The sequence below is a fragment of the Pseudomonas sp. 05N431 genome (assembly GCF_056397005.1).
Window position 1 is genome coordinate 23490 of record NZ_JBFTMN010000004.1, and the last position, 22933, is coordinate 46422.

The 22933-nt window shown below is 59.7% G+C and carries 25 protein-coding genes; 17 read left to right on the top strand and 8 right to left on the bottom strand.

Going from position 1 to position 22933, the window contains the following annotated elements:
• Positions 1 to 51: 51 nt before the first annotated feature.
• From AC1DIG_RS07775 to AC1DIG_RS07795, 5 genes are all read left to right on the top strand, one after another.
• Entirely contained in the window at positions 52 to 387 is a 336-nt protein-coding gene (locus tag AC1DIG_RS07775; RefSeq protein ID WP_477766813.1) for an ArsR/SmtB family transcription factor, read from the top strand.
• A 48-nt stretch (positions 388 to 435) separates the two neighbouring features.
• Positions 436 to 1680, top strand: coding sequence for an NAD(P)/FAD-dependent oxidoreductase (locus tag AC1DIG_RS07780; RefSeq protein WP_477766814.1), 1245 nt, complete (start codon positions 436 to 438; stop codon positions 1678 to 1680).
• A 9-nt stretch (positions 1681 to 1689) separates the two neighbouring features.
• Positions 1690 to 2490, top strand: coding sequence for a sulfite exporter TauE/SafE family protein (locus AC1DIG_RS07785; protein ID WP_477766815.1), 801 nt, complete (start codon positions 1690 to 1692; stop codon positions 2488 to 2490).
• An 83-nt stretch (positions 2491 to 2573) separates the two neighbouring features.
• Complete coding sequence (locus tag AC1DIG_RS07790; protein WP_477766816.1) at positions 2574 to 4241, top strand: MFS transporter; 1668 nt, start codon at positions 2574 to 2576, stop codon at positions 4239 to 4241.
• Positions 4238 to 5389, top strand: coding sequence for an HlyD family secretion protein (locus AC1DIG_RS07795; RefSeq protein ID WP_103316638.1), 1152 nt, complete (start codon positions 4238 to 4240; stop codon positions 5387 to 5389). Before AC1DIG_RS07790 ends, AC1DIG_RS07795 begins: the two co-directional genes overlap by 4 nt.
• A gap of 30 nt (positions 5390 to 5419) precedes the next feature.
• On the opposite strand, the gene copD is transcribed toward AC1DIG_RS07795, so the two are convergent.
• A complete protein-coding gene (gene copD, locus AC1DIG_RS07800; protein ID WP_477766817.1) occupies positions 5420 to 6298 on the bottom strand; it encodes a copper homeostasis membrane protein CopD in 879 nt (292 codons plus the stop codon).
• 3 nt (positions 6299 to 6301) lie between these two features.
• Positions 6302 to 6667, bottom strand: a complete 366-nt coding sequence (gene copC, locus AC1DIG_RS07805; RefSeq protein WP_477766818.1) for a copper homeostasis periplasmic binding protein CopC — start codon at positions 6665 to 6667, stop codon at positions 6302 to 6304.
• A gap of 125 nt (positions 6668 to 6792) precedes the next feature.
• On the opposite strand from copC, the gene AC1DIG_RS07810 reads away from it, so the two are divergent.
• Complete coding sequence (locus AC1DIG_RS07810; protein WP_477766819.1) at positions 6793 to 7413, top strand: TetR/AcrR family transcriptional regulator; 621 nt, start codon at positions 6793 to 6795, stop codon at positions 7411 to 7413.
• A gap of 125 nt (positions 7414 to 7538) precedes the next feature.
• Here the strand turns inward: AC1DIG_RS07810 and preA are convergent, their stop codons facing one another.
• The 3 genes from preA to hydA all read right to left on the bottom strand — a co-directional run bounded on the left by preA (position 7539) and on the right by hydA (position 11775).
• The gene (preA, locus tag AC1DIG_RS07815; protein WP_477766820.1) at positions 7539 to 8813 is read right to left on the bottom strand and encodes an NAD-dependent dihydropyrimidine dehydrogenase subunit PreA; all 1275 of its coding nucleotides are present in this window, start codon (positions 8811 to 8813) and stop codon (positions 7539 to 7541) included.
• On the bottom strand, positions 8814 to 10181 hold the full coding sequence (locus tag AC1DIG_RS07820) for an NAD(P)-dependent oxidoreductase (RefSeq protein WP_477766821.1): 1368 nt from the start codon (positions 10179 to 10181) through the stop codon (positions 8814 to 8816).
• A gap of 154 nt (positions 10182 to 10335) precedes the next feature.
• Positions 10336 to 11775, bottom strand: coding sequence for a dihydropyrimidinase (hydA, locus tag AC1DIG_RS07825; RefSeq protein WP_477766822.1), 1440 nt, complete (start codon positions 11773 to 11775; stop codon positions 10336 to 10338).
• Between the two features lie 623 nt (positions 11776 to 12398).
• On the opposite strand from hydA, the gene AC1DIG_RS07830 reads away from it, so the two are divergent.
• From AC1DIG_RS07830 to AC1DIG_RS07840, 3 genes are all read left to right on the top strand, one after another.
• The gene (locus AC1DIG_RS07830) at positions 12399 to 13883 is read left to right on the top strand and encodes an NCS1 family nucleobase:cation symporter-1 (RefSeq protein ID WP_477766823.1); all 1485 of its coding nucleotides are present in this window, start codon (positions 12399 to 12401) and stop codon (positions 13881 to 13883) included.
• 152 nt (positions 13884 to 14035) lie between these two features.
• Complete coding sequence (locus tag AC1DIG_RS07835; RefSeq protein WP_477766824.1) at positions 14036 to 15319, top strand: Zn-dependent hydrolase; 1284 nt, start codon at positions 14036 to 14038, stop codon at positions 15317 to 15319.
• 250 nt (positions 15320 to 15569) lie between these two features.
• Complete coding sequence (locus tag AC1DIG_RS07840; RefSeq protein ID WP_477766825.1) at positions 15570 to 16484, top strand: DHH family phosphoesterase; 915 nt, start codon at positions 15570 to 15572, stop codon at positions 16482 to 16484.
• Between the two features lie 64 nt (positions 16485 to 16548).
• Here AC1DIG_RS07840 and AC1DIG_RS07845 read toward each other — a convergent pair whose 3' ends face one another.
• Both AC1DIG_RS07845 and AC1DIG_RS07850 read right to left on the bottom strand, forming a co-directional pair.
• Complete coding sequence (locus AC1DIG_RS07845; protein WP_477766826.1) at positions 16549 to 16962, bottom strand: DUF6691 family protein; 414 nt, start codon at positions 16960 to 16962, stop codon at positions 16549 to 16551.
• 2 nt (positions 16963 to 16964) lie between these two features.
• Positions 16965 to 17399 (bottom strand): YeeE/YedE family protein, encoded by a 435-nt coding sequence (locus AC1DIG_RS07850; RefSeq protein WP_477766827.1) that lies wholly within the window; start codon positions 17397 to 17399, stop codon positions 16965 to 16967.
• Between the two features lie 221 nt (positions 17400 to 17620).
• Between AC1DIG_RS07850 and AC1DIG_RS07855 the strand changes: the two genes are divergently transcribed.
• Together AC1DIG_RS07855 and nudC are read left to right on the top strand one after the other, a co-directional pair.
• Positions 17621 to 18433 (top strand): crotonase/enoyl-CoA hydratase family protein, encoded by an 813-nt coding sequence (locus AC1DIG_RS07855; RefSeq protein WP_477766828.1) that lies wholly within the window; start codon positions 17621 to 17623, stop codon positions 18431 to 18433.
• A 6-nt stretch (positions 18434 to 18439) separates the two neighbouring features.
• Positions 18440 to 19270 (top strand): NAD(+) diphosphatase, encoded by an 831-nt coding sequence (gene nudC, locus AC1DIG_RS07860; protein WP_477766829.1) that lies wholly within the window; start codon positions 18440 to 18442, stop codon positions 19268 to 19270.
• Here nudC and AC1DIG_RS07865 read toward each other — a convergent pair.
• Positions 19238 to 20017 (bottom strand): TSUP family transporter, encoded by a 780-nt coding sequence (locus AC1DIG_RS07865; protein ID WP_477766830.1) that lies wholly within the window; start codon positions 20015 to 20017, stop codon positions 19238 to 19240. The two genes, nudC and AC1DIG_RS07865, sit on opposite strands and share 33 nt — an antisense overlap.
• 165 nt (positions 20018 to 20182) lie before the next feature.
• Here AC1DIG_RS07865 and AC1DIG_RS07870 point away from each other — a divergent pair, with 165 nt between their 5' ends.
• From AC1DIG_RS07870 to AC1DIG_RS07895, 6 genes are all read left to right on the top strand, one after another.
• Positions 20183 to 20473 carry a DUF5629 family protein gene (locus tag AC1DIG_RS07870; protein ID WP_477766831.1) on the top strand — a complete coding sequence of 97 codons (291 nt, stop codon included), beginning with the start codon at positions 20183 to 20185 and terminating at the stop codon, positions 20471 to 20473.
• On the top strand, positions 20460 to 21635 hold the full coding sequence (locus AC1DIG_RS07875) for a lactonase family protein (RefSeq protein WP_477766832.1): 1176 nt from the start codon (positions 20460 to 20462) through the stop codon (positions 21633 to 21635). Before AC1DIG_RS07870 ends, AC1DIG_RS07875 begins: the two co-directional genes overlap by 14 nt.
• A gap of 158 nt (positions 21636 to 21793) precedes the next feature.
• A complete protein-coding gene (locus tag AC1DIG_RS07880) occupies positions 21794 to 21973 on the top strand; it encodes a hypothetical protein (RefSeq protein ID WP_477766833.1) in 180 nt (59 codons plus the stop codon).
• 211 nt (positions 21974 to 22184) lie between these two features.
• The gene (locus AC1DIG_RS07885) at positions 22185 to 22310 is read left to right on the top strand and encodes a hypothetical protein (RefSeq protein ID WP_427537509.1); all 126 of its coding nucleotides are present in this window, start codon (positions 22185 to 22187) and stop codon (positions 22308 to 22310) included.
• A 115-nt stretch (positions 22311 to 22425) separates the two neighbouring features.
• Complete coding sequence (locus tag AC1DIG_RS07890) at positions 22426 to 22635, top strand: hypothetical protein (protein ID WP_477766834.1); 210 nt, start codon at positions 22426 to 22428, stop codon at positions 22633 to 22635.
• Positions 22632 to 22889: a hypothetical protein gene (locus tag AC1DIG_RS07895; RefSeq protein WP_216743825.1), complete on the top strand. Its 258-nt coding sequence runs from the start codon at positions 22632 to 22634 to the stop codon at positions 22887 to 22889. The genes AC1DIG_RS07890 and AC1DIG_RS07895 overlap by 4 nt, the downstream gene beginning before the upstream one ends.
• Positions 22890 to 22933: the final 44 nt, after the last annotated feature.

Sequence of the window (22933 nt, forward strand, 5' to 3'; positions counted from 1 at the left end):
ATGTTTAAACATAATGTCCGCAGCTTAAGTGACGACTAAGGTTATCTGCAAATGCAATCCAGCCTGAGTGAAGGTGAAGTAGCGCAATTGCGTGCCTCGGCCTCCAAGGCCTGCACGCTGCTCAAGGCATTGGCCAATGAGGACCGTCTGCTGATCCTCTGCCAGTTGACCCAGGGCGAGCGCAACGTCGGCGAATTGGAAACCATGACCGGCGTGCGTCAGCCGACGTTGTCCCAGCAGTTGGGCATTTTGCGCGATGAAGGGCTGGTGAGCACCCGGCGTGAAGGCAAGTACATTTTCTACGGCCTGGCCAGTCACGAAGTGATTCAGGTAATGAAAACACTCTCGGGCCTGTATTGCGGCGCGGTGATAAAAAGCTGGGCGTGAGCCTTTTCGGGCAACGACCCTTGCGTGTAGCCATAGAGGCAATAACTTATGAAGGATCAACACTGGGGCCAGACCATCAGTGCCGACATCGTGGTGATAGGCGGCGGTACCGCGGGTATCGGCCTGGTCGCCAGCCTGCTCAAGCGCGATCCGCGCTTGAACATCACCGTCATCGAGCCCAGCGCCCAGCACTATTACCAGCCGGCCTGGACGTTGGTCGGCGGTGGTGCCCATGAGCTCAAGAACACTGTGCGGCCAATGGCTGCGGTGATGCCGCGACAGGCTCAATGGGTGCAGGCTGCGGTCAGCAACGTCGACCCCGAAAACCGTCTGCTGACGCTTGATGATGGGCGCAGCGTTTCCTATCAAAACCTGATCGTGTGCCCGGGCCTACGACTGGCCTGGGAGAAAATCGAAGGTCTGCAAGAAGCCCTTGGGCAGCACGGTGTGACGTCCAACTACAGTTATCAGCATGCAGCCTACACTTGGCAACTGGTCAAGGGGCTGCGCGGTGGCAAGGCGATCTTTACCCAGCCGGCGGTCCCGATCAAATGCGCCGGGGCGCCGCAAAAGGCGCTGTACTTGTCGTGTGATCACTGGCTCCGACAGGGTGTGCTGAAGAACCTCGATGTCGAGTTCAATCTGGCCGGCGCCGCGTTGTTCGGCGTGGCGACCTTCGTTGCGCCGCTGATGAAGTACATCGAGAAATACCGTGCCCGGCTCGCGTTCAACTCCAACCTGGTGAAGGTCGACGGGCCGGCGCAAACCGCCTGGTTCGAGGTCAAGGACGCCGCCGGAACGGTCACGCTGCAAGCGAAAAAATTCGATCTGTTGCACGTGGTGCCACCGCAGGTGTCGCCGGACTTCATCCGTCAGAGTTTGCTCGCCGATGCCGCTGGCTGGTGTGAAGTGGACGCCCACCGTTTGCAGCATGTGCGTTATCCGGACGTGTTCGCCCTCGGCGATGTCTGCTCCACCAGCAACGCCAAGACCGCCGCCGCCGTGCGCAAGCAAATCGTCGTGGTCGCGGAGAACTTGCTGGCCTTGCGCAAGCAGCAACCCTTGCCGCTGAAGTACGACGGATATGGCTCCTGTCCGCTGACGGTGCAGAAGGGCAAGGTGATACTCGCCGAGTTCGGCTATGCCGGTAAGCTGCTGCCGACCTTTCCCCTCGACCCGACTGTGGCGCGGCGTTCGGCATGGTTTCTCAAGGCGACGCTGCTGCCGTGGTTTTACTGGAACGGCATGCTCAAAGGTCGTGAGTGGCTGACACGTGTGTCCAAGGTCGATTGAGAAAACCCTATGCTGCTGGCGACATTGTTTGGTGTGGTAATGGGCCTGGTCCTGGGGCTGACCGGGGCCGGCGGGGGCATTCTTGCAGTTCCGGCCCTGGTGCTCGGGCTGGGTTGGAGCATGACCCAGGCGGCGCCGGTGGCGTTATTTGCGGTGGGCAGTGCCGCGGCGGTCGGAGCCATCGACGGCTTGCGCCATGGGTTGGTGCGCTACCGTGCGGCGTTGTTGATCGCATTGCTGGGGGCGGTGTTCTCGCCGGTGGGTATCTACTTCGCCCATCAGTTGCCGGAAAAAGTCCTGATGATCCTGTTCAGTCTGCTGATGATCATTATCGCCTGGCGGATGCTGCGGCGAGAAAAGCCGCAAGCGGGGCCGAGCGATCACGGCCACGCCAACTGGGGTCAGAAGAACTGCATGCTCGATCAACAGACCGGACGCTTTTCCTGGACCGCCAAATGCACCGCAACCCTGGCTGCATTGGGGGCGGTGACCGGGGTGGTTTCAGGCTTGCTCGGGGTCGGTGGCGGTTTCCTGATCGTGCCGGCATTCAAGCAACTGACCGACGTACAGATGCGCGGCATCATCGCCACCTCTTTGATGGTGATCAGTTTGATCTCGGCAACCGGAGTGATCGGCGCCTTTCATGCCGGGGTGACCATCGATGCTCAGGGCGCGGCTTTTATCGCCGCCAGCATCACCGGGATGGTCGTAGGGCGGCGACTGTGCGCCCGGGTTCCGGCCCGGGCACTTCAAGTGGGGTTTGCCAGTGTGTGCCTGATGGTGGCCGGTTACATGCTGCTCAAGGCCTGAAATCAGCGGTTGCTGTGCGGCGAACTGGCAAGAAATCTCTGGCTCAGGTTTACTGCCTTCCATACCGATGACAAGGCCACGCAATGGATCACTACGCCCCGCGCAACTGGCAGCCCCACGAACGGCCAAGCTTGCCCGGTTCCCCCTCGACCCCTCTGCACCCCACGCCAAAGCGGCTGGCTTATGCGTTGGTCGGATTGTTGGTGGCCTTGACCGGGGGTTTGGGCAATGCGTTGGTGGTCGCCAATCTGCCTTACCTGCAAGGGGCGCTGGGGGCGACGACCGCCGAGATGGCCTGGCTGCCGGCGGCTTACGTGATGACCAACGTCTCGATGAACCTGCTGCTGGTGAAGTTTCGTCAGCAGTACGGCCTGCGGGCGTTCACTGAAGTGTTCCTGGTGCTGTATGCGCTGGTAACCTTCGGCCATTTGTTCGTCAACGACCTGGGTTCGGCAATTGCGGTGCGCGCCGCCCACGGTATGGTCGGTGCGGCGCTGAGTTCGCTGGGTTTGTATTACATGGTGCAGGCTTTCCCGGCGAAATGGCGCATGAAGGCGCTGGTGCTGGGCCTGGGCACCTCGCAACTGGCATTGCCACTGGCCCGGCTGTTTTCCGAAGACCTGTTGCAAATCGCTGAATGGCGCGGGCTCTATCTGTTTGAACTGGGCATGGCGCTGGCGTCCTTGGGCTGTGTGTTCATGCTCAAGTTGCCGCCGGGCGACCGCTTCAAAACTTTCGAAAAGCTCGATTTCCTGACCTTCGCCTTGCTGGCGGGTGGAGTGGCGCTGCTCTGTGCGGTGTTGTCGTTGGGCCGTATCGATTGGTGGCTTGAAGCGCCGTGGATCGGCGTCGCCTCGGCCGGCTCGATCGTGTTGATCATGGCCGGTCTGGCCATCGAACATAACCGCAGCAATCCGATGCTGATGACCCGCTGGTTGGGCAGCGGAGTGATGATTCGCCTGGCATTGGCGGTGATTCTCATCCGTATGGTGCTCACCGAACAATCCACCGGGGCCGTGGGTTTGCTGCAAACCCTGAACCTGGGCAGCCAGCAGATGCACAGCCTTTACGTGGTGATGCTATTGGGCAGCGTCGCTGGCCTTGCCACCAGCGCGCTGACAATCAATCCCTCGCACCTGTTGATGCCGTTGATCATTTCTCTGGCGCTGATGGCCACAGGTTCCGTGATGGACAGTTTCTCGACCAACCTGACACGCCCGGAAAACATGTATCTCAGCCAGTTTCTGCTGGCCTTTGGCGGGACGTTTTTCCTCGGGCCGACTATGGTGCTCGGTACGCGCAACGTGTTGACCAATCCGCGCAATCTGGTGAGTTTTTCAGTGCTGTTCGGGATCTGCCAGAACCTCGGCGGCTTGATTGGCGCGGCGTTGTTGGGGACGTTCCAGATCGCCCGGGAAAAATTCCATTCCAGCCATATCGTCGAGCGCCTGACCCTGATTGACCCGCAAGTGGCCAGCCGTGTGCAAGGCAGTAGCGCGAGTTATGTGTCGAGTATCGCCGACCCGTCGGCCCGCACCACCCAGGGCATTCGTAGCCTGGCAGCGGCTGCGACCCGGGAGGCGAATGTCATGGCCTATAACGACGTGTTCATGCTGATCGCGGTGATCGCAATGCTGACCATGCTCTGGATCTTCATTCGCAGCCTGTGGCTGCTGAGCACGACCAAAGCTGTCGCTCCGGCGCCGGCCAGTCCGACTTCCGTTCCCTCCAGCGGTGCCTCTTCTTCATGACCGACCCGATCACCACAACCACCAATGCCATCGCCTCGACTCCCGAGGGCGTGGCACCGCCTAAAACTTCTGGCACCGAGCCGCGTTCGCTGCCGGTGCGGATCATTTCGTCGCTGGGCTTTGCTGCGATAGCCATCGTCGGGGTGCTGATCGTGCTGTATGCCTGGCAGTTGCCGCCATTTGGCAGCGCCATCGAAAGCACCGAAAATGCGCTGGTTCGTGGCCAGGTGACAATCATCGGCCCGCAACTCAGTGGCTACGTGTTTGAGGTACCCGTGCAGGACTTCCAGTTCGTCAAGACCGGCGACCTGCTGGTGCGACTGGATGACCGGATCTACAAGCAACGTCTGGATCAATCGCTGGCACAACTGGCGGTGCAGAAAGCTGCGCTGGCGAATGCGGTGCAGCAACGCAACAGCGCCGAGGCGACCATCAAATTACGCCAGGCGGCGCTGACCGACAGTCAGGCCCAGGCGCAAAAAAGTGCGGCGGACTTGCGGCGTAACGAAGCGTTGATCAGCGACGGCTCGGTGTCAAAGCGCGAGCTGGACGTGACCCGTGCCGCTAATGCGCAAACCATCGCAGCGGTGGCACAGGCCCAGGCCAGTCTGGAAATTGCCCGGCAGGACCTGCAAACGGTGATCGTCAATCGCGGTTCGCTGGAGGCGGCGGTGGCCAGCGCCGAAGCGGCGGTCGAGCTGGCGCGGATCGATCTGTCCAATACCCGCGTGGTCGCCCCACAGGACGGTCAGCTCGGGCAGATCGGCGTGCGTCTCGGCGCCTACGTCAACTCCGGTGCGCAGTTGATGGCACTGGTGCCGAGTCAGCTGTGGGTAATCGCCAACATGAAAGAAACCCAGATGAACAACATCCACATCGGCCAGCCCGTTACCTTCACCGTTGATGCCCTGAACCATCAGAAATTTCACGGTCGGGTTCAACGTATTTCACCGGCCACCGGTTCCGAATTCAGCCTGTTGCAGGCCGATAACGCCACCGGCAACTTCGTCAAAATCGCCCAGCGTGTGCCGGTGCGAATCACCGTCGACGCGAATCAGGCGCAAAGCGAACGCCTGCGGCCCGGCATGTCGGTGGTGGTGAGTATCGATACGTCCGGGCAAGGCAATGCCGTCGCTGGCAATCCGTAGGTGCCGATGATCGTTCCCATGCGGGAACGATCAGTTACCGGCCACCATCGGCGGCAATGTACCCAACAGGGAAACTGCCGCCACGGCCGCTATCCCCAGCAACCACTCCAGCATCACGCTGGTGCGCAGTGCCGAGAGGCGTTGCTCGCAGTGTTTGATTTTCAAGCGATTGAACAGCGCCAGGCCAAGCATGGCGCTGACCAACAGCACCTTGATCAACAGAATCAGCGCGAACCCTGACAGCAGCGGTGTCGGCCAGAAAGCGCCAGTCAACACCCGGACGTTGATCAGTCCGGTCACCAGCAAACCTGCCACCAGCCCATAACCGATCCCGCTGAAGCGTTGCAGTATCGGCCCGACCGCGTGGGGCGTCGGTCGCAGCAGAATCATCATCAGCAGCATGAGTCCACCCAGCCAGGCACCGACGCAGGTCAGGTGAATCACTTGATTGAGGATCAGCAACTGGCCACTCAGGCCATCGAGCATCGCGCCATGACCGACCGGGGCTAGGGTCATCAGCAGCAGGCTGCTCAGGAGCATACGCAACGCAAACGAGTTGCTCAGCGGGCTCAGCAGGCAGACCACCAGCAGCCCGTTGAACAGCAGATGCCAGCTCCAGACCTGCCCGAAGAACGTATTGGCCAAAACTAACTCTACGGTTGGCCAATCAAACGCCGCCGACAGCGAGCCGGCCATGCTGGCGGTGATCAACAGCAGCCAGCAAATCCCGGTGAACAAGGCGAACCCGGCGAGCAGCCGACTCAGCCCGGCGAGACGTTGATCGAGTGTCGCGAGCGCTTGGGTCAGCGCTTCATGGCGCAACAACAGCGGCCTGAACAGACAGGCCCCAAACAGCATCAGCACGGCGACGAAATGCAGGAAGCGGCACAGGACCAGCGCGCTCGACATTGATTACTGACTCACCTTGAAGCTGTAGTTGCCATCGCTTTTATGGGTGTCGACTGACACTGCATGCCATTCAACTTTGTAGTTACCGGCGCTCAGAGGGGCGGCGGGTGTGACGACCAAGGTCTTTTTATCGGCGCTTTCGGTGGCGATGCTTTTCACGGCAACGGCCACGCCATCCTTGCTGATATCGACTTTGGTGAAACTGGCTTCAACCCCTTCGGAGAACACCAGGCGCAACTCGGCAGGTGCGGCAACGTTGCTGTCGGCGGCCGGCGTCGAGCTTTTCAGGTGGGCGTGAGCAAACACCGAGGAGGCGGCGAACAGCGAGCCGAGGAGGGCAGTCACAGTCAGGGCTTTTTTCAGCAACATGGGTCAGCACCTATCAGGCAGATTGGAAGATGCGACAGTTTACCTATGCCTCGCACCCTGTACGACGTTTCGTTTCGCAGGTGGCGAATGCTAGTCTTGACCCATGCCGCTGTCAGGGAGCCCTTATGGGCAATCACAAGATCGAGATCCGTCGCAGTAACGTCGAGAAAATCCTCCTGGCCGCCGAGAAGGTCTTCGCCGAGAAAGGTTTTGGCAGCACCGCGATGGCCGACATCGCTAAAGAAGTGCAACTGCCGCGCTCCAATCTGCATTACTACTTCAGCACCAAGGCTGAGCTGTACAGCGCGGTGCTGTTCGATTTGCTGGAAGTCTGGAAGCAGGACGCGCTGTGCTTCGAAATGTTCGATGACCCGCGGGTGGTGCTCAGCAGTTACATCCGCGCCAAGATGAACCATTCCCGCAGCCGGCCTTACGGCTCGAAAGTCTGGGCCAATGAAATCATCCACGGTGCGCCGACATTGGGGGAGGCGCTGGACGCCAGCCTGTACGACTGGGCCAAGATGAAGGAAGCGAAAATTCGCCAATGGGTGGAGGACAAACGCATCCTGCCGGTGGAGCCTTCAAGCCTGCTGTACATGATCTGGGCCTCGACCCAGCATTACGCCGACTTCGATCACCAGATCAACATCCTCAACGACCATCAAGCGCTGTCGGACATGCAGTTCGAACGTGCAGTGCAGACGGTGACCAGCGTGATTTTGCGGGGGATTGGGTTGGAGCCGTGAGATTTGTTGTGTGGCTGATGGCCTCATCGCGAGCAAGCTCGCTCCCACATTGGATCTCCAGCGTTCACCAGATCCCTGTGGGAGCGAGCTTGCTCGCGATGGCGTCCGATCAGGTGACGCGGATCTCAACCGGTGACATGGTAGGGGTTGCGAGGATCATGGTCCCAGTCCAGAAACGCTTTCCCGTTATCGACCGGCACCATCTCGATGCAGTCCTGCACCGGGCAGGTGATCTGGCACAGGTTGCAGCCTACGCACTCGTCGTCGATCACCTCATATTTATGGGTGCCGTCCGGCTGTTTCAGGCTGGCAATGGCCTGGTGCGAAGTGTCTTCGCAGGCGATGTGACAACGGCCGCAACCGATGCAGGCTTGCTGGTCGATCTTGGCGATCACCTGATAGTTGATGTCCAGGTATTTCCAGTCCGTGGTATTGCACACCGCACGCCCGGAAAAGTCCTGCACGCTTGAGTAGCATTGGCTGTCCATCCAGCGCGACAATCCGTCCTTCATCTCCTCGACGATCCGAAAGCCATGCAGCATCGCCGCCGTGCACACCTGCACCGCGCCACTGCCCAGCGCCATGAATTCGGCCGCGTCACGCCAACTGCCAATACCGCCGATGCCACAAATGGGCAGGCCTTGGGTCTGCGGGTCGCGGGCGATTTCGGCGACCATGTTCAATGCAATCGGTTTGACCGCCGAACCGCAGTAACCGCCGTGGGTGCTTTGTCTGCCGACCATCGGATGCGCGACCATGCGATCCAGGTCGATGCTGGTGATCGAGTTGATGGTGTTGATCAGCGACACCGCATCGGCGCCGCCACGGTGGGCTGCCCGGGCGGCGACGCGGATGTCGGTGATGTTCGGCGTGAGCTTGACGATCACCGGCAGCGAGCAATAGGTCTTGCACCAGCGGGTGACTTGCTCGACGTATTCCGGCACCTGACCCACTGCCGCGCCCATGCCACGTTCCGGCATGCCGTGGGGACAGCCGAAGTTCAGCTCGATGCCGTCGGCGCCGGTGGCTTCGACCAGCGGCAGGATGTTTTTCCACGATTCTTCAACGCAAGGCACCATTAGCGACACGATCAGTGCGCGATCCGGCCAGTCTTTTTTGACCTGGGTGATTTCTCGCAGATTGATTTCCAGCGAGCGGTCGGTAATCAGCTCGATGTTGTTGATGCCCATGACTTCACGATTGGCGCCAAAATGCGCGGAGTAACGCGACGAGACGTTGACCGCCGCCGGGTCTTCACCCAGGGTTTTCCAAACCACGCCACCCCAGCCGGCCTCGAACGCACGGACCACGTTGTAAGCCTTGTCGGTGGGCGGCGCGGAGGCCAGCCAGAACGGGTTGGGAGCTTTGATGCCGGCGAAGACAATCGAGAGATCGGCCATTTACGCAGCCTCCACGTTGAGCATGAGTTGGGCATGGATCGCTTGCGCCGCGAGTTTGCCGTGCTGCACGGCCTGCACGGTGAGGTCCTGATCAAGGCTGGTGCAATCGCCGCCGGCATAGACGCCGGGGATGCTGGTACGCATGTGCTCGTCTACCTGAATCCGCTCGCCCTGGCGCTTCAGCTCGCGGGCCAGTGGATCGCTCAGCGCGCTGTCGTCGAATTTTTGGCCGATAGCTTTGAAGATCGCATCGGCGGCCAGTTCGAAGGTGTCCCCGGTGCTGATCAGCCGGCCATTGTCCATACGTGTGCGGGCGAAACGCATGCCGCGCACCTGGCCTTTATCGTTGAGCAGGACTTCCTGTGGTTGCGCCCAGGTCATCAGTCGTACCTGATTGGCCTTGGCGATGTCCTGCTCATGATCGGTTGCGCCCATGTCCTCAAGGCCACGGCGGTACACCAGGTTCACGTCGTGTGCACCGAGGCGGGCCATTTGCACGGCCATGTCGATCGCCGTGTTGCCGGCGCCGAGGACGATGCAATGGTCGGCCAGCGGCAGTTGCGTCAAGTCGTCGGCCTGGCGCAGTTCGCGGATGTACTCGGTGGCGGCCAGCAGCCCTGGAGCATCTTCGTCAGCCAGCCCCAGCTGTTTGCTGGCAGCCAGGCCAAGACCGAGGAAAACCGCGTCAAACTGCTGATGCAGTTCGCTGAGGCTCAGGTTCTCGCCGAGCTTTTGCCCGTGGCGGATTTCGATGCCACCGATTTCCAGCAGGAAATCCAGTTCATGCTGAGCAAAGTCATCCACCAGTTTGTATTTGGCGATCCCGTATTCGTTGAGGCCACCGGCCTTTTCCCGCGCCTCGAAAATCACCACCTCGTGGCCATGCATGGCACTGCGGTGTGCACAGGACAAACCGGCAGGCCCGGCACCGACCACGGCAATCCGTTTGCCGGTGGCCGCTGCGCGTTGGAACGGGTGTTCGCTGAAGTGCGCGTTGTCGATGGCGTAGCGCTGCAACAGACCGATCAGCACCGGCGCGCATTCCTCGGCGTTGTTGCGTACGCAGGCGTGCTGGCAGAGGATCTCTGTCGGGCAGACCCGGGCGCAACTGCCCCCCAGGATGTTCGCCGAGAGGATTTTCTGTGCGGCACCCTGGACGTTCTCTTGATGGATGTTGCGAATGAACGACGGGATGTCGATCTCGCTCGGGCACGCATTGACGCACGGCGCGTCGTAGCAATACAGGCAGCGCGAGGCTTCGAGATGCGCCTGACGCTCGTTGAGCGGCGGCGCCAGATCGGTGAAATGGCCGGCGAGGGTGGCCGCATCCTCGGCGGGATGGGGCAAGTGGTTCAGAGTCTTGATCACGGTGTTGGCCTCACGGTTATTTGAGGTACTGCCTCTGATGGGCATTGTTTTTTTGTTTTCAGTGACGACGCCATCGCGAGCAAGCTCGCGCCCACATTTGAAATGCATTCCCCTGTGGGAGCGAGCTTGCTCGCGAAGGCCGAAGGCCTCGGTTTCAGCGTTTCACAGCCGTCGGCTTGTGCAACTCAGCCCGCTTGCTCAACAGGTCGAACACCGCCGGGTACGCCGGGCGCTCGATGTAGCGCCCGGCACCGCGTTCGGCACGCAGGTCGCCGTCGGCCCAGACCAGGCGACCCTGACTGATGGTGTGGCTGGGCACACCGCGCACGGTCTTGCCTTCAAAGATGTTGAAGTCGACGTTTTGGTGATGGGTCTTGGCGGAAATGGTCCGCGTACCTTGCGGGTCCCAGAGCACCAGGTCGGCATCGGCGCCGACACGGATCGATCCTTTGCGCGGGTAGAGGTTGAAGATTTTTGCAGTGTTGGTAGAGGTCAGCGCAACGAAATCCTGCATCGACAGGCGCCCGGTGTTGACCCCTTCATCCCACAGCACCGCCATGCGATCTTCGATGCCGGCCGTGCCGTTGGGAATTTTGCTGAAGTCGTCACGGCCCGCGGCTTTCTGTTCGGCACAGAAGCAGCAATGGTCGGTAGCGGTGGTGTGCAGGTTGCCCGATTGCAGGCCATGCCAAAGTGCTTCCTGGTGGCCGCGAGGACGGAAGGGCGGGCTCATCACGTAACCGGCGGCGGTTTGCCAGTCCGGGTGCTGGTAGACGCTGTCATCCAGCAGCAAATGCCCGGCCAGCACTTCGCCGTAGACCGGTTGACCCTTGCTGCGGGCGTAGGTGATTTCATCCAGCGCCTCCTTGGTCGATACGTGCACCAGGTACAGCGGCGTGCCAAGCGTTTCAGCAATACGGATCGCCCGGCTCGCGGCTTCACCTTCAACCTGGGACGGCCGCGACAGCGGGTGCGCTTCAGGCCCGGTGATGCCCTGGGCCATCAACTTGCGTTGCAAGTGATAGACCAGCTCGCCGTTTTCCGCGTGCACGGTCGGCACTGCGCCGAGCTCCAGACAGCGCTCGAAGCTGGCGACCAGCGTGTCGTCGGCCGCCATGATCGCGTTTTTATACGCCATGAAATGCTTGAAGCTGTTGACCCCATGATGGCTGACCAGCTCGGCCATTTCTTCACGAACCTGTTCGCTCCACCAGGTGATGGCGACGTGAAAGCCGTAGTCGGACGCTGATTTTTCAGCCCAGCCGCGCCATTGATGGAAGGCTTCCAGCAGTGACTGCTGCGGATTGGGAATCACGAAGTCGATGATCGAGGTGGTGCCGCCCGCCAGACCCGCTGCTGTGCCGCTGAAAAAGTCTTCGCTGGCCACGGTGCCCATGAAGGGCAATTGCATGTGTGTGTGCGGGTCGATGCCGCCGGGCATCAGGTATTGACCGCTGCCTTCGAGCACTTCGCAGCCTGCGGGGGTATCAAGGTTCTGACCGATGGCTTTGATCACGCCGTCGGCGCACAAGACATCGGCGCGATAACTTTCATCATGGGTAATAACTGTGGCGCCACGGATCAACAGAGACATTCCGAGTTCCTCGCAGGCTTGACCGACTTTTGCCGGTTCTAAATGTTTTTATATGTAGCAGGCTAAGGAAGCTGTATTCCTGTCAGCGCTGTCAGGAATAAACGCTAGCTGGAGATATCGGATTGGGCAAGAATATTTTTTATAAGCTTATAACTGTATTAACTTATTGATTATAAAAGGATTAATGTACAAATCACCAAAATGGTGAGGCCTCTCACCATTTTGACGCACTTGACAGGATCGAAATATGGTCAAGATTTCCTATGTGAAATCAGCTATTTGAGGTGCGCCTGTGGCTGACAGAAAAAATACAAAATAAATGTAACGCACCAGATTGAGTCCTGACGGTTCGGACAACTTGCCTGGCATTTTGCCTGAGTGCCCTGGCATGTATTCGCGGGCTCGCTTGTTGTTTGAATAAAACTGATGAACATCAGTTGTTTACATGGATTTTACCGACGCGCAAAGGTCGTCAGCAAAGCCTCCGGCATGCTTATTGATTGCTGCCGCTGACACCTTGGCCGGCCGGTAAAAGTCGTAAGTTCTCCGGCCATCGTCCGGCTCGTGGTTTAACCGCAGGCCAGCCCGATGAGCAAAATAATCAAAAAAACAGTGGAGCGGCCATGCAACAGAACAGATCGCAAGTCACCGAGCGCGAAGGGTTGTACGAACTGGACGCCGGTAGCGACGTCCTCGACAGTCCCCGGTACAACCACGACATTGCGCCGACCAAGGTGCACGAACGAACCTGGAACAAATGGCACATCACCGCGTTGTGGATCGGCATGTCGGTGTGCGTGCCGACCTACACCCTCGGCGGAGTACTTACCGCCTACTTTGGCCTGACCGTTGGCGAGGCGCTGCTGGCGATTCTGCTGGCCAACGTCATTGTGCTGATTCCACTGACCCTCAACGCCTTTGCGGGCACCAAGTACGGGATTCCGTTTCCGGTATTGCTGCGTTCTTCGTTCGGGGTGATCGGTTCCAACGTGCCGTGCCTGATTCGCGCGCTGGTGGCCTGCGGCTGGTTCGGTATCCAGACGATGTTTGGCGGGCTGGCGATTCACCTGTTTCTCGGTTCGGTTTTCGAGGGCTGGAAATCCCTCGGAGGCACCGGCGAAGTGATCGGCTTCATGATGTTCTGGACGCTGAACCTGTGGGTGGTGCTGCGCGGTGCCGAGTCGATCAAATGGCTGGAAACACTCTCGGCACCGTTGTTAGTGGCGGTGGGGTTGGGGCTGCTGGTCTGGGCCATGCCGAATGTGTCGCTGACCGAGTTGCTGGCCCAGCCACCGAAACGCCCTGAAGGCGCCAGCGTGACCGGTTACTTCCTTGCCGGGCTGACCGCGATGGTCGGATTCTGGGCCACCTTGTCGCTGAACATCCCGGACTTCAGCCGCTACGCCAAAAGCCAGAAAGACCAGATCCTCGGACAGATTTTCGGTTTGCCGCTGACCATGTTCCTGTTCGCCTCGCTCGGGGTGGTGATGACTGCCGCGTCGGCGAAACTGGTGGGTGTGACCGTCTCTGATCCGGTCAGCCTGATCGGGCATATCCAGAGCCCGGTGTGGGTGGCGTTCGCCATGGCGCTGATCATTATCGCGACGCTGTCGACCAACACCGCTGCCAACATCGTTTCGCCGACCAACGATTTCCAGAACCTGGCGCCTAAACTCATCAACCGCACCAAAGCGGTGATGTTGACCGGCCTGGTAGGGCTGGCGCTGATGGGCCACGAACTGCTGAAGAAGCTTGGGCTGATCGTCTCCAATGTCAGTTTGGAAACGGTCTATTCCAACTGGTTGCTCGGGTATTCGAGCCTGCTCGGGCCGATCGCCGGGATCATGGTGGTGGACTATTTCCTGATCAAGAAACAACAACTGGACCTGGCTGGCCTGTACCGCGATGACGTGTACCCTGCGTGGAACTGGAACGGCTTCATCGCCTTCGACGTGCCGGTGGTGTTGACCTTGCTGTCGCTGAGCAGCGATGCCTTCAGCTGGTTCTACAGCTACGGCTGGTTCACCGGCTCGGCCCTTGGCGGGCTGATGTATTACGGGTTGTGCACGATGCGTTCTAGCCCGTCTGTTGTGAAATCTCCGGTGTGAGGGATGGCCTAATCGCGAGCAAGCTCGCTCCCACATGGGCTTTGTGAACACCTGAGATCCAGTGTGGGAGCGAGCTTGCTCGCGATTAGGCCTAAAAATTCACCAACGATTTGCCTGAGAAAACCCATAACAATTGCCTGAAGGAGATCACCATGAACGCTGCCGTAGACGTTCTGCAGTCCGACCATCAGCACATCAACCGCGACCGCCTCTGGCAGTCGCTCATGGAGCTGGCCAAACTCGGTGCCACGGTCAAGGGCGGCGTCTGTCGCCTGGCCCTGACCGACCTTGATCGCCAGGCCCGCGACATTTTTGTCAGATGGTGCGAGGAGGCGGGCTGCACGGTGAGCATCGACGCCGTCGGCAACATCTTCGCCCGCCGCGCCGGGCGCAATCCGCAACTGCCACCGGTGATGACCGGCAGCCACATCGACACTCAACCCACTGGCGGCAAATTCGATGGCTGTTTCGGCGTACTGGCCGGGGTCGAAGTGCTGCGCACCCTCAACGACCTGGGCGTGGAAACCGAGGCGCCGCTGGAAGTGGTGGTCTGGACCAACGAAGAAGGCTCGCGCTTCGCCCCGTGCATGATGGGCTCCGGGGTATTTGCCGAAAAATTCACCCTCGAAGAAACCCTGGCCAAGACCGACGCCAGCGGCGTGACCGTGGGTGAGGCGCTGAATGCCATCGGCTATGCCGGTCCGCGCAAGGTCAGTGGCCACGCAGTCGGTGCCTACTTTGAAGCGCACATCGAGCAAGGCCCGATTCTGGAAGACGAGCGCAAGACCATTGGCGTGGTGATGGGCGCGTTGGGGCAGAAGTGGTTCGACCTGAAACTGCGCGGCGTCGAGGCTCACGCCGGGCCAACGCCGATGCATTTGCGCAAGGATGCATTGGTCGGCGCCGCCGCAATCGTCGCCGCCGTGAACCGTACCGCGCTGGGTCATCAACCTCATGCATGCGGCACCGTCGGTTGTCTGCAAGCCTATCCGGGCTCGCGTAACGTCATCCCCGGCGAAGTGCGCATGACCCTGGATTTCCGTCATCTTGAACCGGCGCGGCTGGACTCGATGATCGCGGAAGTACGGCAGGTGATCGACAGTACCTGCGATGAGCACGGCCTGACTTACGAACTGACGCCGACTGCCGACTTCCCGCCGCTGTATTTCGACAAGGGCTGCGTCGAGGCCGTGCGTAGCGCGGCGCAAGGTCTTGGGCTGTCACACATGGACATCGTCAGCGGGGCGGGGCATGACGCGATCTTCCTCGCCGAACTGGGGCCGGCCGGGATGATCTTCGTGCCGTGCGAGGGTGGCATCAGCCACAACGAAATCGAAAACGCCACCCCGGACGACCTGGCGGCCGGTTGTGCGGTGTTGTTGCGGGCGATGTTGGCGGCCTCGGCGGCGATTGCCAATGGTGAGTTGGCGGCCTGAGGTCTCACCCAGTGTGGGGGGGAATGTGGAAAACCTCCCCACCCGAACACACACTTCAACACCCCATTGTTCTGTCACATTTTCGTTATATTGCTGTGAGATTTTGCCCTGCCTGACATATCGGGTAATACCTGCAGCAGGGTGGACGCTCTGTTACGTAATGTGAATATGGATGTTAAGGACGAGTGATGTCGATGTACCGCTTCGTGCACGCCCTGGACTTGCCTTGTCCAAGAGAGCGGCACCTGTCATGAGGGTGGTGACCTCGGGGTCGGCCTATCTGGATATCGATGCCTATGCGTGCTGCATCGCTTATGCCGAGTGGCTGAATCTCACCGGCGTCGATGCCAGGGCCGTGAGCAGTGCGCGGCCGAACGCCAGTGTTTCGGCAACGGTGTTGGGGTGGAACAAACACTTTGATGATTACATCCCTCGACCCGATGACGAATTTGTGGTGATGGACGTGTCCGACTATCACCACTTCGACCCGGTGGTGAAGCTCGATCGTGTGGTGGAGGTAATTGATCATCATCCTGGCTTCGAGGCCTATTGGGCCGAAACCTTGGGGCCGAATGCTGACATTCGGCCGATCGGCGCAGCAGCGACTCAGGTTTTCCAGCGCTGGGAAAACTCGGGCCTGCTGCCTCACATCAGCGTACAGAGTGCGGCATTGCTGGCCACGGCGATTCTGGATAACACCTTGTGTTTCACCGGATTACACAGCACTGATGAGGACCTCAGGGCCTTTGAGGTTCTGAGGCCGATAGCGGGGTTGGCGTCTGACTGGCCTGAGCGTTACTTTCTCGAATGTCAGGCGGCGATTGAAGCCGACCTGCCGGTGGCTTTGGCCGCGGACCTGAAAATAATGCGGCCACAGAGCAATTTGCCCCAAGTGTTCGCGCAGATGGCGGTTTGGAACGCCGAGGCCCTTGTACAACAGCACCGATCAGCGATGAGCGGATGGCTCGGTGCGCAAGGGGATGACTGGATACTCAACGTCATCAGCATCGGTGAGGCTAAAAGCTACTTACTGGTCGAACCTGTGGTCAGTCAACATAAGCTTAACCGTCTATTGCAGGTCGACTGTCAGTCAGGGCTGGTCGTTGTCGAGCCGCCACTGCTCAGGAAAGAGTTACTGTCTATGGGGCTCGCGGTCAATCGCTGAAAGAAAACGCTTCGGCTCAAGACCAATGTGGGCGATCAGGCGGGATCGCAACACACCAGCGGGTTCAACGACGGGTCTGCAGGACGTTGAAAATGAGCATGCCCGCCAGCATGGCAATCACAAACACCCAGGCCTGCCAATGCCCGGTGGGCAGCAGCACCAGCGCTGGGCCCGGGCACATACCGGCAATGCCCCAGCCGACGCCGAACAGCAGACTGCCACCGATCAGGCGTCGATCCAGTTCACGGCTTACCGGCAGTTGCATGGGTAAGCCCAGCAGGGATGTTTTCTGTTTCATGGCCCAGTGAAACGGTACCCACGCCACCGCAATGGCGCCGATCATGACCAGGGCCATTGAAGGGTCCCAAAGCCCGGCAATATCCAGAAAACCCAGCACTTTGGCCGGGTTGGTCATGCCCGACAGCAGCAGGCCGATGCCGAACAGCAAGCCGGCAACAAACGCAGTCAGTTTGCTCATGTTCAATTCCCCAGCAGATGACGCAAGACGAACACCGTCGTAAAACCGGTGAACATGAAGCACAGCGTGGCGATGATTGAACGCGGAGAGAGCCGTGAAACACCGCACACGCCATGACCACTGGTGCAGCCTGCGCCATAGCGGGTGCCGATGCCCACCAGCAGCCCGGCCACGATCAGGCCCAGGGCGCCGGTCTTGAACTCGATGCCCGGCTGTCCCGCGAACAGCATCCACAGCACAGGTGCCGCCAGCAATCCCAGGAGGAACAGGGCTTTTTCTCCCGAGGCCGAATCTCTGGGGCCTAGCAGGCTGCCCAACAACCCGCTGATGCCTGCGATACGACCGCTGGCGACCACCCACATACCGGCGGCGAGACCGATCAGCGCGCCTCCAGCCAGCGCGGACCATGGGGTGAAGTGAAGCGAATCGAACGTCATGACAACTCTCCGGGTGGGTAACGGGCGGCACTAAACCACTCTTTTAATCTTGAGCATAGGGCCGTTTGTGAGGACCAAGGGGGAGGTAATCAACGGGACGTAGACGCGGGCAAGGTCCGTGAACATTCAGTCCCGCTTTTGGCCGATGCACTGCCTACAGCCACGCGCGATGGCTTGTTATAGTTCTGAGCTTATTTTCAGCGCCAGCAAGGATCACTGCCATGTCCGAATACCAAGCCTTCCGCGTCGAACTGAGCGACAACATCGCCCATGTGCAGATCAACCGCCCGGAAAAAATCAACGCGATGAATGCGGTGTTCTGGACTGAAATCATCGAGATTTTCCAGTGGATCGACGACACCGATGAAGTCCGTGCAGTGGTGATCAGCGGCGCCGGCAAGCATTTTTCTTCGGGCATCGACCTGATGATGCTGGCTTCGGTGGCCAATGAAATGGGCAAGGATGCGGGTCGCAATGCGCGCCTGTTGCGGCGTAAGATTCTGGCGTTGCAGGCTTCGTTCAACGCTGTCGATAATTGCCGTAAACCGGTGCTGGCGGCGATCCAGGGCTATTGCCTGGGCGGCGCCATCGATTTGATTTCTGCCTGTGATATGCGTTACGCGGCAGAAGACGCGCAATTCTCGATCAAGGAAATCGACATGGGCATGGCCGCCGATGTCGGCACTTTGCAACGCTTGCCGCGGATCATTGGTGACGGCATGCTGCGTGAACTGGCATACACTGGTCGCACCTTCGGCGCGCAAGAGGCGCGCAGCATCGGCTTGGTCAACCGGGTTTACCCGGACACGACCAGCCTGCTGGACGGGGTGATGGGCATTGCCCGTGAAATTGCTGCCAAATCGCCGATTGCGATTGCCGGGACCAAAGAGATGATCAGCTACATGCGCGATCACAGCATCAACGATGGCCTGGAATACATCGCTACCTGGAACGCCGCGATGTTGCAATCCACAGACCTGCGGGTCGCCATGGCGGCGTCGATGAGCAAGCAGAAACCCGAATTTCTGGACTGAGCACACATGACTTCACGCTGGACCACTGCAGTACTCGACACCGACTTGCCAGGCGGCTGGGCCGTGGCCCGCAGCCCTGAAGGTTTTTTGTTCGACGATAATGGCGCGCTGTTTCCGCGGGAATGGCTGAAACGACAGGACCTGTCGATTCTCGCCGAGCACGGCATCGGTCATCTCGACGGTGAGCCGGTGTATTTGCTGGAGCTCAAGGCTCACAGCGAGGTGCCGGGCTGCAACTGGAAAGGCTTGCGGGCGTTCATGCTCGATGGCGATCACACGGTCTACAAAGTGTTGGGGTATGCCGCGCAAATCGGCACCTGGGCACGTGAGCACCGGTTTTGCGGCAACTGCGGTCAGCGCATGACACAACTGCCGCGTGAGCGGGCGATGTACTGCGAGCCCTGTGATTTGCGCAGCTATCCACGGATTTCACCGAGCATGATCGTGTTGATCACCCGCGGCGACGAAATCCTGCTGGCGCGCTCGCCGCGCTTTGTTCCTGGGGTCTACAGCACCCTGGCAGGCTTTGCCGAACCCGGGGAGTCGGCCGAGGATTGTCTGATTCGTGAAGTGCGTGAAGAGGTGCAGATCGAGGTCAGGAATATCCAGTACCTGGGCAGCCAGTGCTGGCCGTTCCCGCATTCGATGATGCTTGGGTTTCATGCCGAATACGCCAGTGGCGAGATCGTGCCGCAAGCCGATGAGATCGAAGACGCCCAGTGGTTCAACATTCACGCGCTGCCGCCGTTGCCGGCGGGGCGCTCGATTGCCCGCTACCTGATCGACATTTATGTAGCGCGGCGCTTAGGCCATGCTGAACCAGTGCTGCCAGGCTAGACGCACGGTCAGGCCCAGCACCACGGTGATGAATACCGGGCGAATGAACTTCGCCCCACCGCTGATGGCGGTGCGGGCGCCGAAGAACGCGCCGACCATCACCGACAGGCCCATGCTCAGGCCGATGATCCAGTCTACTTGCCCGGAAAAGATGAACACCGACAGCGCCGCGATGTTGCTGACGAAGTTCATGCTGCGCGCTACGCCGCTCGCCTTGACCAGGTCGATGGGGTAGAGCAGCAGGCTGCTGACGGTCCAGAAGGCACCAGTGCCGGGACCGGCCACACCGTCGTAGAAACCCAGGCTGAAACCCTGGCTCGACTGCCACTTCTTCTTGATCGGTGCGTCGCTGTCCAACGGCGCTTTCGGCGTGCCGCCAAACAGCAGATACGCACCACAGGCGAAGACGATCACCGGGAGCATCTTGTTCAGCCATTCGGCCGGCAGGTAGTGCGCAACGATTGCGCCCGTCAGTGCGCCGACCAGGGTTCCGATAATTGCATGTACCCACTGCCGTGGGTGGAATAGCTTGCGTCGGTAGAAGGTGAAACTGGCGGTGGCCGAGCCGAAGGTCGAGCTGAGTTTGTTGGTGCCCAGCACCAGGTGCGGTGGCAAACCGGCAGTGAGTAGCGCCGGGGTGGTCAGCAGACCGCCACCGCCGGCAATGGCATCGATGAAACCGGCAATGAACGCGACGATGGCCAAAATGGCCAGAGTGGTGAGGTCTACGCTGAGTTCGAAAGGCATGGGGTCGACTTATTCGGCGGGGCAGGGAGAGTAAAGCGGGGGCGCCATCTTACCCATAACCGCCAACCCCTGCGACTGCCCTTATACCCGGCATGATCGCTCCCACAGGGTTTGCGACAACAATGCGCTATCATTGCTGGTTTCCCCCTGAAAGACATGATTGCCATGACTGCCGAAACCCTTCTCAACGCCCTCGAACACTGCGCCATGGTCGAAATTGACGGCTTGCACGCCTTCGAATTCGCTCTCGACGAAGACGACAATCTGCACATCGAATGCATGGACGGCCGAGCGGCCAAACACTGGGAGTTCAGCCCGGCTCAGGTGCAAGCGGCAGTATTCGATCAAACCTTGCAGAGCTGGACCATCACCGGTGATTCCGGCGAGCACCGACTGGTGTGCATGGAAGCGTTCGGCGGTGATGACGAAGGGGATGACGAGCATGAGGATGCGTAACGTCTGGCCACTGTTGATGGCCGGTAGTTTCGGCGCGATGGGGGTGCAGGCCGCCCCCGCCGACATCCATGAACTGCTGATCGGCACCTACACCCAAGGCCAGAGCCAGGGGATCTACCGACTCAAATTCGACAGCCAGAGTGGTCAACTCGACGCGACGCCGTTGCAGGTGGTCAAGAGTGCCAACCCGTCGTGGCTGACCTTGTCCAGCGATCAGTATCGTCTGTTTGTGGTCAACGAGAACGGTCCGGGTCAAGTTGACCCTGTAGGGCGTGTCAGCAGCTTCACCGTCGAGCCAAAAACCCATGCGCTGAGCCTGATCAGTCAGGTGCAGAGCCTGGGCAACGAGCCGACCCATTCCAGCCTGAGCGCTGACGGCAAGTACCTGTTTGTCAGTAATTACTCGGTGGCCGAAGACCCGGGTGGCAGCCTGGCGGCATTGCCGGTGAGCGCCGATGGCAAGCTGGCGCTGCCGGTGCAGTTGAGCAGCCATCAGCCGAGCCGGGTCAATCCCGAGCGGCAGATGTCGGGGCACGTGCATTCGACGGTGTCCTCGCCGGACGGTCAGTACGTGTTTGCCAATGACCTGGGTGCCGACAAGGTCTTTGTCTATCGCTATGACCCCAAGGCCAATCCGGAACGGCCGCTGAGCGCTGCCACACCGGCTTCGGTTCAGTTGCCGCCCGGCAGCGGGCCGCGGCATTTGCTGTTCAGTGCCGACGGCAAGCACGCGTACCTGACCCTGGAAATGAGCGCGCAAGTTGCGGTGTTCGATTATCAGGCGGGCAAACTGATCCAGCGGCAGTTGGTCGACCTGGCAGCCGGCAAACCCCCGGCGCAGAAAGCCGCCGCTGCACTGCATGCCTCGTCGGATGGCAAATTCCTCTACGTCAGCAACCGTGGCACCGCTAACGAGTTGCTGGTGTTCGCCATCGATCCGGTCACTGGTGAGCTCAAGGAGCTTCAACGGCGCCCGGTGGAGGGGGATCACCCGCGTGAATTCAGCCTCGACCCGAGCGGCAAGTTCGTGCTGGTCGCCAACCAGAAGAGCAATCAGATCGTCATCATCGCGCGTGATGTGAAGACCGGTCTGCTGGGCAAAACCGTGCAAAAACTGCCGTTCGACTCACCGAGCGATATCAGGTTCTTCCTGCGTCAATAAGCCGCAGGCCCCGTGCGCCGGGGCCTGCGCGGTTCTATTAATCTGAGTGATATCCGCTACTGCTGCAAAAGATTTCAAGAGCGCCAACCCTCGGGCGTAAGTTTGCTTCACGGCCTAAACAGGCAAGCAAGCCAACTGAATCTACGAGGGTTACCGCCATGAACTTCAATCTCTTCTCCGTAATTGCCGCATCCGCCATCTCTGCCACTGTTGCTCTGCCAGCCAGTGCCAGTGTTGAGATCAGCTCGAAAAAATCCGGCACCCACAGCTACACCCAGAAATACCTGCAACAAAGTGCCAACTTCTACGCCGCGCTGGATCACAAGATCCAACACTGAAATTCAAGCCCTGCCGACTTTATGCAGGAGCGAAGTCACTTGATCCGATCGGCGATTCTTTCGCTGGAAAGACCAGAGTGATGTCGCTCCTGCATAAAGCATTTGCGACTCCGCACCCCAATCAGCACAAATATCGCGTGTAATATCACATAGCCATGTGTTTAAATTTGACGCTAATTTATTGACTCAATCTTTCCCAAGGATCGATGACATGGCGATGCGTCTGGCTGTGGTGCTGCTGTTTCTCTATTCCACTCCGATTCTCTCGGCTGCCCGCCCGGTTGACGGCGAGCCTGAAGCCGCGCACGAACGTTTGATGAGCGTGTTGCAGGACTGAAAGTCGTCGGATTTTCGATCAATTAAACTGATAGCTACTATGCATAAAGGTCGCTATTCATAACAGGCTGTTTGATTGATCCTGTGGGCACTGAAACATGCCCACGGAGAATCCCATGGCCAGCGCAATCCTTTCTTCTGCCAAACACGGCGCGTATGTAGCCATTGGTTTATACGTGGCGATGGTTCTGGTGGTCAGCCTCTCGGCCCAGTCGCAGCGCGTCATGCAAGCGCCGATTCAGGTCGCTTATCCCGCCATCCAGTTTGAGCACGCGCAGCACGCCAACGCTGAGCATTCCGACGTCGCGGGAGTGGTCGGGGTATGAAGGGGCGCAAACTGATGGTCGTCGCCTTCCTGGCATTCCTGACCAATGGATCTTCACTGCTCGGCATCGGCCAAGGCTCGGCGGGTTCGCTGGCACGGGCCATCGAGTGCAATCACAACATCGCCCACAACATCCAGACCGCCAAGGCGCTGGGGTTGTTGGCGGGTAATCCGCCAGCCAAACCCAAGGCGGTGGTTCTGGGACCGTTTGAGGTTGATTGTTCGGCGCTGCAAATGTGCAGCGCGTTGGCATAAGCAAATGTGGGAGCGAGCTTGCTCGCGATGACTGACTGGCATTC